At 61.7% G+C, this 13887-nt stretch carries 11 protein-coding genes; 2 read left to right on the forward strand and 9 right to left on the reverse strand.

The genetic code is table 11. From position 1 onward, the window contains the following. Positions 1–163: 163 nt before the first annotated feature. Both H351_RS29550 and H351_RS29555 read right to left on the reverse strand, forming a co-directional pair. Entirely contained in the window at positions 164–943 is a 780-nt protein-coding gene (locus H351_RS29550) for an SDR family NAD(P)-dependent oxidoreductase (RefSeq protein ID WP_051636547.1), read from the reverse strand. Further along, on the reverse strand, positions 940–1803 hold the full coding sequence (locus H351_RS29555; RefSeq protein ID WP_051636546.1) for a sugar phosphate isomerase/epimerase family protein: 864 nt from the start codon (positions 1801–1803) through the stop codon (positions 940–942). Before H351_RS29555 ends, H351_RS29550 begins: the two co-directional genes overlap by 4 nt. A 269-nt stretch (positions 1804–2072) precedes the next feature. Here H351_RS29555 and H351_RS29560 point away from each other — a divergent pair, with 269 nt between their 5' ends. Next, positions 2073–3311: an MFS transporter gene (locus H351_RS29560; RefSeq protein WP_158510659.1), complete on the forward strand. Its 1239-nt coding sequence runs from the start codon at positions 2073–2075 to the stop codon at positions 3309–3311. Beyond that, entirely contained in the window at positions 3308–5047 is a 1740-nt protein-coding gene (locus H351_RS29565; protein ID WP_051636545.1) for an FAD-dependent oxidoreductase, read from the forward strand. Before H351_RS29560 ends, H351_RS29565 begins: the two co-directional genes overlap by 4 nt. Before the next feature lie 969 nt (positions 5048–6016). Here H351_RS29565 and H351_RS32995 read toward each other — a convergent pair. The 7 genes from H351_RS32995 to H351_RS29605 all read right to left on the reverse strand — a co-directional run bounded on the left by H351_RS32995 (position 6017) and on the right by H351_RS29605 (position 13840). Continuing rightward, a complete protein-coding gene (locus H351_RS32995; RefSeq protein WP_081051224.1) occupies positions 6017–6181 on the reverse strand; it encodes a transposase in 165 nt (54 codons plus the stop codon). Positions 6182–7595: 1414 nt separating this feature from the next. Next, complete coding sequence (locus tag H351_RS29575; protein ID WP_029256956.1) at positions 7596–8708, reverse strand: oxidoreductase; 1113 nt, start codon at positions 8706–8708, stop codon at positions 7596–7598. Between the two features lie 330 nt (positions 8709–9038). Next, a complete protein-coding gene (locus H351_RS29585) occupies positions 9039–9776 on the reverse strand; it encodes an SDR family NAD(P)-dependent oxidoreductase (protein ID WP_029256954.1) in 738 nt (245 codons plus the stop codon). A 12-nt stretch (positions 9777–9788) separates the two neighbouring features. After that, complete coding sequence (locus tag H351_RS29590) at positions 9789–10553, reverse strand: SDR family NAD(P)-dependent oxidoreductase (protein ID WP_029256953.1); 765 nt, start codon at positions 10551–10553, stop codon at positions 9789–9791. Next, on the reverse strand, positions 10550–11914 hold the full coding sequence (locus H351_RS29595; RefSeq protein ID WP_029256952.1) for an MFS transporter: 1365 nt from the start codon (positions 11912–11914) through the stop codon (positions 10550–10552). Before H351_RS29595 ends, H351_RS29590 begins: the two co-directional genes overlap by 4 nt. Positions 11915–11955: 41 nt before the next feature. Next, the gene (locus H351_RS29600) at positions 11956–12834 is read right to left on the reverse strand and encodes a polysaccharide deacetylase family protein (RefSeq protein ID WP_029256951.1); all 879 of its coding nucleotides are present in this window, start codon (positions 12832–12834) and stop codon (positions 11956–11958) included. A gap of 4 nt (positions 12835–12838) precedes the next feature. After that, the gene (locus H351_RS29605) at positions 12839–13840 is read right to left on the reverse strand and encodes an asparaginase (protein WP_029256950.1); all 1002 of its coding nucleotides are present in this window, start codon (positions 13838–13840) and stop codon (positions 12839–12841) included. Between the last annotated feature and the right edge of the window lie 47 nt (positions 13841–13887).

The raw sequence follows: 13887 nt of genomic DNA on the forward strand, positions 1-13887 counted from the left end.
GTCTTTGCACTGAGGCGCGGATCGCATGCTCTGACTTGTTACAGCGCAGCCTGTCTCGCCCTTCACCATTGGGCGGATCCCCTGCACGGTATGCCCCAGCAGGCCCTTCCTGTCTCCGATCCGCAGGAAGGGCCGGGCGGGGATGGCTGTGCGGTGAGCGACGTTACGCGGTGTTTCGGCCTCCGCTGAGGTCGAGGGTCTGGCCGGTGACGTAACTGGCCTCTGTCGAAAGCAACCAAGTCGCCAACGCCGCGAACTCCGCTGTCGTGCCGACCCTGCCCATAGGGACGCGGGACAGGAGCGCAGCGTTCCGCTCAGGGCTGAGGTCTTCGAGCAGCCGGGTCTGCATCATGGAGGGGGCGATGGCATTCACGGTGACGTTATGTGCAGCCACCTCTTTGGCCGCTGTTTTGACCAGGGACACCACCGCGGCTTTTGACGCGGAATACGCGGCCTGGAACGGATTACCTTCCCTCGCCGAGATCGAGGACAAGATGCCTATCCGTCCATAACCCTGGCTGGCAAGCACGGGAAGTACTGCGGCGAGGCCATGGAAACACCCGTCCAGGTTGACGCTCAGTGTCTTGGACCAGCCGGCGAATGGCATGTCCGTGATCGACGATTCCGGCCCTTGGATGCCGTGTGCGAACAGTGCACCGTCCAATCGCCCGTGGGTGGCCATTATCGTTGCCACGGCCGTGTCCCAGGCTGCACGGTCGGTCACGTCGAGCGCCGTGATTTCGCGCGAGATTCCCTCTCCAGTACCGGTGACATCGGTGCAGACAACCGTGGCTCCTTCGTTGGCCAGGCGGTCCACCGCGGCTGATCCGAGTCCGCCGGCGGCGCCGGTGACGAGAATGACGCGTCCGGTGAAACGGCCGGGGTAGAACGTCGCGGGGTCGGCGGTGAGCTTGCCAGCGGGAGTGGTCGCTACATTGGTCATTGGAGGGCATCCGTTCGGTCGGCTTCGGCTGCGGTAACCACGCCTTTTGCGGCTTCCATCAGTTTGGTCAAATGTGTTGCTATTCCATGCGATTCAACGAAAACGACATCGGGAACCTCGACACTGACAGGGACACCGGGAAGTTGTCGCAGGATCTCCGACAACGGAAACTCTCCGGCTCCGGGCACTTGACGTTTCGCGCGCGATTCGATTTGACGGGAGGATCCGTTGGTGTCCTGCCCGAGTGGCATGCGCAGTGGGGCCTCCAGGTGCGGGACGGCGGCAAAACCGTCGCACAGTTGGATGACTTGAACTACTCCATGTGGGACTGCGGCTAGGTCGCTGACCGACCCGCCTGCGCGAACAAAATGCAAGACGTCGAGCATGATCCCGCAGTCAGTCTCGGCAGCGAGGCTGACCGCAGCGTGGAATGTGTCGATCTGCTGGTACGAGATCGGCTCGATCGACGCGACGATGCCTACCTCGTGCGCGTCGCGCACTAGATCCCCCAAAGTGTTGGTCAGGCGGTGCGTGTTCTCGTCGCTGCCGATTACGTTCAGAACTCGGGCGCCGAGGGCCGCCCCGGCGTCCAGTACTGGAAGCCACTCGCTGCGCCCACGCAGTCCGTCGAGAGTAAAGACTTCGACGTCGAAAACGGTCAAACCTGTGGCGTGGAGACGGTCGAGTGTCTGCTTCATCATCGGGGAGCCCGCGGACATGGGATACCGAGTTTCCGATGCCGTGGCTGGGTGAACTCGGGCACCGATGGAGCTGAATCCGGCAGAAGCCGCAGCATCGACCAGGTCGGGGGGCGGCAGTTGAAGGGCTGACAAATGGGCCAGCCCGATTGGTCGGGTCATGAGCAATCCTTGACGCTTCGAAGATGGGAGTTGACGGACAGCTACGTCCTACTTATGCTGTGAATCACATTTGACTACGTAGTCATTGAAGCACTGCGCCCCTTCGTGCCGCAACCCACATATTCCGGCACCGGCCTTCACGAAAGAACCCCACCCTTATGACTGTTTCGAATGTTCCAGCCTCGGAACCCTATTCAGCCGAGCAACGCCAACAATCTGCCGACAGTGCAGCGCACGTACCGGCGCCGTCCGGGTCCAGACGCGCAGCGATGGCCAGTACCGTCGGCGCGATCGTCGATTGGTACGACTTCTTCCTGTACGGGACTGCTGCAGCCCTGGTATTCGGGCCGATGTTCTTTCCGTCCGAGAACCCGACCGTGGGCACTCTCGCCTCGTTGGGGTCGTTCGCGGTTGGTTTCGTCTTCCGCCCGATCGGTGGGGCGATCTTCGGGCATTTCGGAGATCGGGTCGGACGCCGGAAGATGCTGGTGATCACGATTTTGATCATGGGGCTGGCCAGCACCGCAATCGGCCTGCTGCCGAACTACGCGGCCATCGGCATCGCAGCTCCGATCCTCTTGATCTGCCTGCGCGCGATACAAGGTATCGCCGTGGGCGGCGAGTGGGGTGGCGCAGCCTTGATGGCGGTCGAGAACGCACCGAAGAACAAGCGCAACTTCCTTGCCAGCGGAGTGCAGATCGGGTCCTTCCTCGGGCTGCTCCTGGGCACATTGGCGTTTTCACTCGTGACAAACCTGACTACAGATCGACAGTTCGAAACCTGGGGTTGGCGTCTGCCGTTCTTGATTAGCATCGTCTTCGCACTCGTCGGGCTGTGGATCCGCAGCGGCGTACCCGAATCGAAGGTATTCGAAGAAATCGAGGAGGCGAAGAAGAAGCAAACCGCACCGCTACTCGAAGCTTTGAAGACGAGTCCGAAGCAAATCCTTGCCATCATCGGCATGCGACTGGTCGACCAGAGCACGTTCTACATCGGTTTCACGTTCTCGCTGGTCTATGTCAAAAACTACACCGACACCCCGCCGAGCAGTGTGCTCAATGCCTCCATGGTCGCACTCGTACTCGCCGTCCCAGCCACCTCGTTCTGGGGTTTCCTGGCCGACCGGTTCGGGCCCCGCTGGTTCTACATCATCGGCCCACTATGCGCTGCCGCTGCCGGCATCCCGTTCTTCTCTGCCCTCGACAGCGGATCGATGCCGATGATGATTCTCGGGTTCTTCATCCTGATCAACCTCGGGCACAACATCTCGACCTCCGTACAACAGACCTGGTTCACCGACATGTTCGATGCCCGAATTCGTTACAGTGGCGCAGGTTTCGGATACGCCGTCGCCGGAGCTGTCGGCGGGTTCGTGCCGCTGATCGCAACGGCACTGCTCGACGAGAGCGGTAACTGGACGCCGGTCGTGATCCTGCTCGCGGGGGCAAGTGCTGTGGCGCTTGCGACCGGGCTGTGGTCGTACAAGTGGACCGGGCAACAGCGATGACCGAAACCCTTTCCTGCGACATCCTTGTCATCGGTGGCGGAGCCGGCGGACTCGCTGCCGCGGTCACCGCCGCGTACCACGGCGCGAAAGTCATCGTCGCTGAGAAAGCCGCCGTCTGCGGCGGCGCGACTGCCTGGTCTGGTGGATGGATGTGGGCACCGCGTAACCCTCTGGCAGTTGCCGATGGCATCGACGAAGACATCGAATTACCGCGCTCCTACCTGCGGCACCGACTGGGGGCTAACTTCGACGCCGACAAAGTCGACGCCTTCCTCACCGAGGCACCACAGATGGTGGGGTTCTTTCACGACAAGACCCGGCTGCAGTTCGTGGCCGGAACAGCCATCGCCGACATCCACGGCGACACGCCCGGCGCCGGAACAGGGCATCGTTCCGTGGCGCCTCGACCGATCGACGCTTACAAGATCCCGGCAGCCGTCCGGGCGAAACTACGGTGGCAACTCTACGAAACCTCCTTCCTCGGCATGGGAATCATGGCCGGGCCCGACCTTCAGGCGTTCCTCCATGCCACCCGATCACCGAAAGCGTTCGCTCACGCGGCGCGGCGCGTGAGCCGGCACATTGTCGACTTGGCGACGGCGAGAAAAGGGATGCAGTTGGTCAACGGCACCGCTCTAATCGGGCGACTGCTGACCTCCGCAGACGAATACGGCGTCGACATCCGCGTCTCGACGCCGGCACGAAGGCTGACCACCGACCCCTCGGGAGCAGTGACAGGCGCAATCCTCGACGGGCCGGACGGGCCGATCGCCATCCGCGCCGACCAGGGCGTCATCCTCGCGACAGGCGGCTTCCCGAGCAACGTCGAAATGCGGAAAAGGCACTTCCCTCGCACTCCCACCGGGCTTGAGCATTGGACGCTGGCCCCCGACACCGCTACCGGTGATGGAATCACGCTCGCCGAATCGGTCGGCGGCAGACTGGACACCACACTCGCCTCACCCGTTGCATACTGTCCGGTTTCACTCGTCCCCTACCGCAACGGCAAAACCGGGGTGTTCCCGCACATACTGGATCGCGGAAAACCCGGCGTCATAGGCGTATTGGCATCGGGAAAACGGTTCGTCAACGAGGCTAACGGGTACCACGACTACACCACCGCCATGATAGACGCTGTCCCAGAAGGGCAGGAAGTGTGCTCCTGGTTGATCTCGGATCACCGCTTCCAGCGCCTGTACCCGTTAGGAATGTCGAAACCGCGCCCTATCCCTATCTGGCCCTACGTACGCTCGGGATATCTAGTGAAAGGGCGCACCCTGGCAGAACTGGCACGCAAATGCGGCATCAACTCCGAGCAACTTCAAGCCACAGTCACCTCGTTCAACGAACACGCCCGACGCGGACAAGACCCCGAATACTCTCGCGGCACAACACTGTTCAACCGCGGCTCAGGTGATCCGGACAACCCCTACCCGAATCCTTCCCTCGCCCCACTGGAAAATGGTCCGTTCTACGCTGTCAAAGTCCTACCCGGAAGCTTTGGCACCTTCTCCGGAGCCGTCACCGATGCTTCTGCCCGCGTGCTCGGCGATTCAAACACCCCGATAGAGGGCCTCTACGCCGTGGGGTCTGACCAGTCGAATGTCATGGGCGGCCACTACCCAGCCGGCGGCATCAATATCGGCCCTGCCATGACCTTTGGATACATCGCAGCACGACACGCCACCGGCCAGTCCGGAACCTTCCGGCTCGGACATCAGCCGCAAGGACAATAAGCGCAAGACCTCTGCAGGTAACACCTTCAGATGAGATAGGGGTCGGGTTTTGTGTCCGTGGTCACGTGCACGTGGACGTGCACGTGCGACCTGCGGACACAGAACTCGATCCATCGTTTCCGCCCTCGATCCGCGGCCGAGCCGGATCACCATCACCATCACCAGCGGTGCCGTCGACGCGGTCGAGCAACTGTCTCACCGCTCTACCTGACCCGAGAGGACACTGTCGTTAATCGCGGGTCCATGCTTCCCATCGGCTCGTTCTTCGTCCGGACGAAAGCGAGGCTCGTGATTGTTGGGCTAACTTGAAAGTCACCAGATTTGAATAGGGGCGTGTCGGGACGCTCGGGGTTATATGTTCCGTTAATAGAGGACACCTCCGCACAAAAAGAATCCATCTACCGAATTCGAGGGTTTTCCTCTGCCGAACCCACGAACAATGCTCCTCGCGCTAGCAGCTACGCCTGTAAAGCTCTCCCTCGCGGTTCGTGAGACCTACCGACGACTAGATTGCTGCGGCTGTCGAATCCGTTGACTCTGAACCCGACTCGCAGATGCACGTCACAAATCCCGACAGCCAACGGGGAAGAACTACGGCCGCAGGAAAGTACCCATGTCGACCAATGTAAACTTGCATTCTACGGATAGCGCGACCCGATCTACATCCGGATCTGATTGATACTCGCGCGTCGTTCGAAAACCTATTCCAGACCCTCGAGTTCCACATGCATAGTGCGCGGTAGTGACGCATCGCGTACTTCTCGAGCGACGCTTCCACATTCACGACGACAAACAGTAGAACCAGGAACACCTCCGCGAACTCGAGTTGGAGACGGCCCGCTCCAAGGTGCGCTTTCTCCTACTCATCCTGAATCGCACCGCAATTGCCTCGTGACTGAGGGATCGCATAATCTCCTTGGTTGTGCGGCCCTCGGTTCGTCGACGTTCGACTAGGCGCGAGTTTGTGGATCAACCCACATCCTCACGACGGATGATGGCAGTCAGTGCTCTGTTCAGACGGCGGTCACCGCCGCGAGTGAGCCTGTAACGCACCGTGTTACCCGATGAAATCGGGACCGGGCAGGTCCCGGCGAGCGAGGCAAACGCGGCCTGTCGAACGTACCCGACCTGCATTTGACCACGCGATCAGGACAGTCGCTGCAACCACTGCGCCCACCCCGACCGCGGCAGTGAAGTTCCGGCGCATTGGTCTTGACCGATGCGTTGAGAGACTTGCGATTGTCAATCAGCTCCCAGTCGAGCGTCCGAATCCTCTTGGCTAGTCGCACGGCCTCTGCCCGGCACGTCGGAGTGGTGGCGCTCTCGGATCGGGTCCGCAAGGGTGCGATCACCTTGATCTGACTGCATGACAACGATTTTCGCGCATCCACATCAAGTTCGACGACGCGAACCAAAGCCGTCAACGCATTGACCGCGCGCGTCCGCTCAAACGGCATCTGTCGCGGGCGACCACGAGAGGACACGCATCGCCACTCGCGGTCCGTCCGCACGTGGTCGGCGCAGTCGACCGATGTCAACGGACAGAACTGACCGGGCGATGCGAGCGACGTCGAGATCGTCGGACTCACCGGCTCCTCCCCGATCCGCCGAACCCATCACGGAGGGTTCGGCTACCGGGAATCCCGCCGTAAGAACGGATCGGAGAGTCCGGCTCTAGGAGCTGATGCCTTTTATGACGATGAGCGCGGCTTGTTGACCTGCTCTGCGTGGTAAACCACGTGCGGGCCCGCTCAAGACCCGCCGGACTTAGGAAAACTTGCTTTGTCCTTCCGCGGCACCGGTTGTGGCGGTCACGACGCACAGCGCGTGGGCGGCGTGGGTATCGACCCCGATGACAATCTCGTAATAATCTGCGACGGTAGGTATAGCGACATAGGCATAGCGACAGATGTCAATTCCGACGGGCGACGTCGTTGTCGCCCCAAACGGTACTTCTGATCGAGTTCGGACAGCGTAGCCCCTGAAGGAGCACTTCGAGGCAGGCCTGTAGCGGGCCACGACCTCGCGGCAATGAGGTCGGGCTGACTTGAAAATCAAGCCACCGAAGCAAGACCGGACCGGCGTCGTCACCACAACGAAGAATATCTCCAGACCGCGACAATCCTCATCATTCCCTCTGGTGCGCATGGTATTTCGGCCTGGCTTATTCGGCGAGCGACCATCTTGCCCACACCCAGTCTGCAGCGGGTCCCTCCATTGCGCGGAGGGAGGCGTGAAAGCAGCATCGATCGGCGGGTTTCGCGAACACCCAACTCGCCTACGTCGCCCAGCTACGGGACTGCGACCGACATCTGCCGCCCCGAGCAGATGAGACGCGCCACTGCGCCCGCTATCAGCCGCACGGCGCGTCCTGGTGATCAGCTGTTTCTTTGAAAGCGTCGTTGACTACCGTTTCGATTGTAAAGCGAAGTCTGCCGCAGGCCCGGTCTCGGGAATCGGTAGTGTGGGGGACGGCGCCTCTGATCGCCGGCGGCCCTCAGGTCCGAACCTCTACGTGTTCTCCCAACTCGGTGGCATCGAGACGTGGTCAGAGCGTAAGTTCCCAATCCTTGACGGTGGCCATGGGATTGAAGACCGAGTTGTCGACGTGTGTCTCGATAGCTTGTGCTTGTTGTGCCCGACGTACCCAGTCCCGGTTTGCCAGCGCCGCTTTGCCGAGTGCGACCACCTCGGCAGATCCTTGCTCGACCATCGAGGCGGCAGCGGCGGGATCGCCGAGCTGTCCGTTGGCGATGACCGGCAACTTGGAGTGTTCTGCGGCGAATGAGGCGAGCGTCCGATCGGAGTCCGGGAACGCAGGAGCGGTGGCGTCGTATTCTGTGGTGTGAACGTAGTCGACGCCAGCTTCGGCGAGGGCTGTGAAGATGACGGCGGCATCGGACTCACCTCCGGACCACCTGTGTGCGTAGTCGCTGACCTTGGACTGCGAGATGCGCACGCCGATCGTGAGTTCGGTCCCGACTGCCTCGCGCGTTTCGGCGATCACCTCGCAGAAGAATCGAATACGGTTCTCGACCGATCCGCCGTATTCGTCGTTGCGTTGATTCATGTAGTCGGTGAGGAACTGGTCGAGTAGGTAACCGTTCGCGCCGTGGATTTCCACGCCGTCGAAGCCTGCTCTGACCGCGTTCCGAGCGGCGCGCGCGAATCCGGCCCGCACTTCGACGATATCGGATCCGGTCAGTGCCTGCGGGGTAGGGTATGGACCGATACCGCCGTAGAAGCCGAGTTGCTCACCGCGTGGGGGTACCTTGGACGGAGCCACGGAGCTAGCGGCGTAGCGGTTGCCCTGAGACTGCGCTCCCGCGTGCATGAGCTGGGCGAAGATCTTCGCGCCTGCCGAGTGAACGCGGTCCACCACCGGCGTCCACGACTGTGCGTGAGCCTCGGTAGCCAGCCCCGGCTGATTCAGGTAGCCCTGACTGTATTCGGTGTCGGGGTAGAGACCTTCGGTGATGAGCAGTCCGAAACCACCGCGGGCAAACACCTCGTAGTACGCGGCGTTCCTCTCGTTCGCCGAGCCATCGGGATCACCGCTGACACGAGTCATCGGCGCTACCGCCACTCTGTTGGATAGTGTGGTTTGCCCCAACCGCGCGGTCTGGAACAGTGTGTCGACCGAAGTCGCTGCGTGTGTCATGAATACCTCCGAAATGAGAGAGCGAGAACGACCTGTGGAATGATCTGTGTCACTGTGTTGTTCGCTTGCCTGCGAGCCCCAGTCCAATCTCGCGGACCTCGGGGATCGGTCGGCCGGACCGTGTGCTGACGATCTGGATCAGCTCGTCGTAAGTTCGGCAGACCACCGAGAAGCCGGTGGCTCCGTTTACCGTCCACCCTGATGTGATGGGGAGAACGGTGTCTCGGCGCAGGACTGTTGATATCCGTCGCGCGACCGCGGTTCGTTCGTGCACGCCACTGACGTGAGCTGCGGCCCAGTCGAGCGGCGCGCCCGCGCATCCCCCGCACATCAGGGCATCACGTCGCCGGAGTTGGGTCCGAGAACCTGGCCGACGAACAGGTTGCCGCCGGGTTCGGATGCCAGTAATACGGCTGTCGGCGCGATCTCTTCGGGTGTGCCGAATCGACCGAGGGGCAGTTCTGCTCGCTTGTTTCGCTTCCAGTCGTTGTCGATGGCGTCGACCATTGGTGTCTCGATCGGACCGGGCGCGATCACGTTGGCCAGCACACCACGCGGTGCGGTTTCCAACGCGATCGACTTCGTCAGTGCGATCACACCGGCTTTGGCCGCCGCATAGTGCGCCAGAGAGATGCCACCCTTGATGCCCAACTGCGACGCGATATTGATGATTCTCCCGCGTCCCTGCGTCAACATGGGTTGTAGGGCGGCTCGATTGAGCAGAAATACACTTGTCAGATCGATGTCGATCGTCTGTCGCCACATGACAGCGCTCATGTCGGTGGTGTGAGATTGCGTCAGGATTCCGTGCGAGCACACCAGGATATCGAGCCCACCGGCATCGGACACGACCTGTTTCATCACCCGATTCACGTCGACTTCCGAGGCCGCGTTGAACACCAGCCCCCTGGCGGCACCGAGATCGTCGGCCGCGTCGGGTGTGCTCGGGTCGCGGTCGGCGATCGTCACAACCGCGCCTTGCGCCACGAATGCAGCTGCAATCGCCCGGCCGATTCCGGACGCCGCTCCCGTCACGAGCGCGCGGTGTCCTTCCAACATCCCTGTCATGAGTCGGTCCTTTCAGTCCCGCATCGCTGTGGTCAGGGCGCCGTCGACGACAATGCTTTGACCGCTGACATATGAGGCCTTCGGGCTCGACAGGAACGCGACGACGTCGGCCACTTCGCGGGGGTGTCCGACGCGCCCCCACGGGATGTAGTTGGCTGCGCGGTCGAGTCCTTCGGGGCCGAGGGAGTTGACTGTGTCGTTCGACTGCGGAGTGCTGATGAGACCGGGAATGATCGCATTCGCCCGGATGCCGTGAGGTCCGTATTCCACCGCTAGGCTCCGTACGAGGCCGATCACCCCGGCTTTGGCGGTCGCGTAGTGGGCATGGTTTTGCCAGCCGTACACGCCGCCCGCGATCGATGAGATCGCGGTGACCGACCCTCCGGAGCGCATGTGCCTCAGGCCGGCGCGTGCTGTTCTCATCACGCCATGCAGATCGACGTCCATCATGGTGTGCCATTGCGCGTCCGACATCGAATGGAAGGATGCCTCACGAAGTATTCCTGCGTTGGCGACCGCGATGTCTAGGCGTTGCCATGTGGACACCAGGGTCTGGGCGAACGCATCGACGGAGTCGGTGGAACGGACGTCGACCTCGACGATCATTCCTTCGCCGCCGGCGTCGTGGACCTCACGCAGGGTGACCTCGGGGTCGTGGGGGTCGCCTGCGAAGGTGCCGATGCCGACTCGTATGCCGCGTCCGGCTAGGCAGGCTGCGGTGGCGGCGCCGATGCCGGAGGCTGCGCCGGTGATCATCGCGACTGGTTGCTCGCTCATGATCGAACTCCAACCGCTGTGGTCGAGGGGATCGACGGGGTGTCGTCGTCCACTGGTTTGGCGAACAAGACGATGCCGGCGGATAATACGGCGCCGACGGCGCCCACTGCCAGCGCTGCGGTCGAGTACCCGACGGACGCGGCTGTGAGACCGGTGAGAATGAAGCCGGCGATGATTGCACCGGGCTGGGACATGGCGCCGATGAATGCTGAACCCGTTGCGCGGCAGTCGGTGTCGAAGCATTCGGCCTGGAAGAACAGGATCGCTGCGTACGGGCCGAGGAGAAAGAAGAGCCCTAACATGTACGTGACGAGTACGAAGATCTGGCTTGACGGTCCGAGCAGCATCGAAGCGAAGAACACCCCCGACAGTGTCCAGCCGACGGCGATGGTCGGTCGGCGTCCGAAACGGTCTCCGGCCCAACCGTGGGCGAGGTAGCCAGCGACGGCAACGAGGTTGGACAAGACGACGAGGATCAGCGTGCTCGACGCATCGATATCTTTTCCCTTCTCGAGCACGGTTGTGCCAAGGACCGAGAAGGTCTGGATGGCGAACCAGTTGAACAGCCACGCAAAGGAGAAGACAACCGTGTTTCGCAGGTGTTTTCCGGTGAAGATGCGCTTGAACGGAGCTGCGGTCTGCTCGATGGTTGCGGTGCTCGACGAGAGCGCATCTGCTTCCTCGTTTTTACCGGCTTTGCGTAATTGTTTGACCGAGTGCTGGGCTTGGAACTGGGGACTCTCTTTCAGAGTCCGGCACATCAGTGCGACGATCACTGCGGGGATGGTCGCAAGCAGGAATGCGACGCGCCATGAGTCGACTCCGAAGACCGCGGTGATGATTGCCACGAAGCCGGCGGCGAGTAGAGCGCCGGCGGGCCAGCCTGTCTGGACCATCGAGTAGACGAAGCCGCGCCGCTTCTTGATCTTTTCGTCTTCGGTCAGCTCGTAGAGTTCGTTGAGATAGGTTGCGTTGACCGACTGCTCGGCGAGTCCGAGCCCGCTGATCGCGCGGACACCGATCAGCGATGCTGCACCGACGGTGGCGGCCGTGGCCGCCGATGACGCCGCGGTGCCAGCAACGGAGATAATCATGCCCTTGCGCCGGCCCAGTTTATCAACGAGCGGTCCAACGAGGAGAACGACGACCGCGGTGCCGACACTCACGAGAGTCGAGACCAAAAGCGCATGGCTGGTGGTCCAGCCGAATGATTCTTCGATGCGTGGGAGGAGGGTGCCGAACAGGATGAAGTCGTACACTGCAACGGTCCACGCGAAGAACGCGATTCCCGATGCGCGCCGGGTTTCCTTACCGGTCACGCGCCGCAGGCCCGGGGCAGGGGCAGGGATGGTTTCGGACATTGGCCAAGCTTTCTGTCGAAGTGGCGTTCTGGGGGATCGAGTCAGACGCGGGGAGAGCGGCGTTTGAAGTCTTCGGCGATGGTGTCGAAGTTCGCCCAGGTCACGCCGTCGTGTTTGTTGATGTGTTCGATGAGCCGTTCGAGCATGAGAAGCACCTGCGGCCGGCCAGCGACATCGGGATGAATGGTGAAGGTGAACACCGCGTACTCACTCTCCCGGTAGACCCAGTCGAACTGGTCACGCCACATCTCCTCCAGGTGACGAGGATTGACGAACCCATGGCTGTTAGGACTGCCTTTGATGAACATCATGGGAGGCAGGTCGTCGAGGTACCAGCTCGCCGGAATTTCGACCAGATCAGTCTCGGTTCCGCGAACGTAGGGCTTCATCCACTCGGCAGCGGGCTTGTCGTAGTCGATGGCCGTCCAGGAGTTTCCGACACGCACGTAGTACGGCTCGAAGTCCCGGTGCATCAACGAGTGGTCATAGGTGAATTTTCGTTCGACGAGCAGTTCGTTGGTGACCTTGCTGAACTCCCACCACGGCGCTACGTAACCGGTCGGACGCTTACCTGACCGGGTGGTGATGAGATCGAGGCAGTAGTCGAGGATGTCGGATTCCTGCTCGCGAGACATCGCGATGGGGTTCTCGTGGCTGTATCCGTGGACGCCGATCTCGTGACCACATGCGACGACGGCGTCGAACTGCTCCGGGAACGTCTCCACCGAGTGGCCGGGCCAGAACCAAGTGGCCGGAAGGTCGTACTTCTTCAGGAGGTTGTTGAGTCGAGGTACGCCGACCTCGCCGGCGAAGACTCCGCGAGAGATGTCACTGGGCGAGTTTTCACCGCCGTACGAACCGAGCCAACCGCCGACGGCGTCGACATCGATTCCGAACGCGACGAAAATTTCCTTGGCCATGAGGTCAGAGCTCCTTGTTGTCTGAGTAGATGTCGATGGCGGACTGAGGTCCCTCGGATGGGTCGTGACGTTGAGAAATCCAAAGCGCCAACAGAATCCGAAGTTGAGTTGCGGGCAGTCCCGATGCTGCGGGAACTCCGGCGGCAACCAGGTCGGCTCCGCCGCCGTTGCCGTAGACACCGGCGACGGGTCCTTCGGGCACGCGGGTGGACAGAATCACAACGATGCCGTCGGCGAGCGCATCGGCCACAGTTCTTACAACAGCCTTGTTCGCATTGCCGATTCCGGTGCCCGCGAGCACGATTCCGGCAGCACCTGCAGCAACGGCCGCATTCACGAGGACGCCGTCAGCGCCGAGGTACATCTCCACGAGGTCGACGCGAGTGCTGTCGAATTCTGATGTCGGCCTCGCCAGCGGCTTGGGGCGGCATGGAACCGACGCGATGTCTACTCGACCGCCGCCAACGGTTCCAATACCCCCATGCGCAGTGGAACCGAAGGCGGCGAGCGCCGTGGTGTGCAGTTTGCGTGTACCCCGCGCTGCGAGGATTTCGCCAGCGAACACCACGAGGACGCCGAACTCCCGCACGTTGGGGGAAGCTGCAACGTCGATCGCATCCCTAAGATTGCGGGGGCCATCACCGTCGAGTGCGTCGTGGGCGCGTTGGGCCCCGGTTATCACGATCGGACGCGGGTCGTCATGCACCAGATCGAGTAGGATCGCCGTTTCCTCGAGCGTGTCCGTGCCGTGCGTGACCACAATGCCGTCGACAGGATCATCTTCACGCGCAAGCAATCCGGCGACGCAATCACTGATGCGCCTCAGATGCTCGAACGTCAAGTTGTACGAACCCACTGTCATCAGGTCGACGGTCTCGATGAAGACCCCTGAGACGGCAAGGTCGTCGACGAGCGCAGCTGCCGTGCGGCTGGCTACGACCCCCCCGTTCGTGGTTGTCGATGCGATGGTACCGCCAGTGGCGACGACGGCGATTCGTGACTGCATGACTAATAGTGAAGCACAACACAATCGTTTGACGCAATCGTTTGTGT

This window comes from Rhodococcus erythropolis R138, assembly GCF_000696675.2.
Taxonomy (GTDB): Bacteria; Actinomycetota; Actinomycetes; order Mycobacteriales; family Mycobacteriaceae; genus Rhodococcus_F; species Rhodococcus_F erythropolis.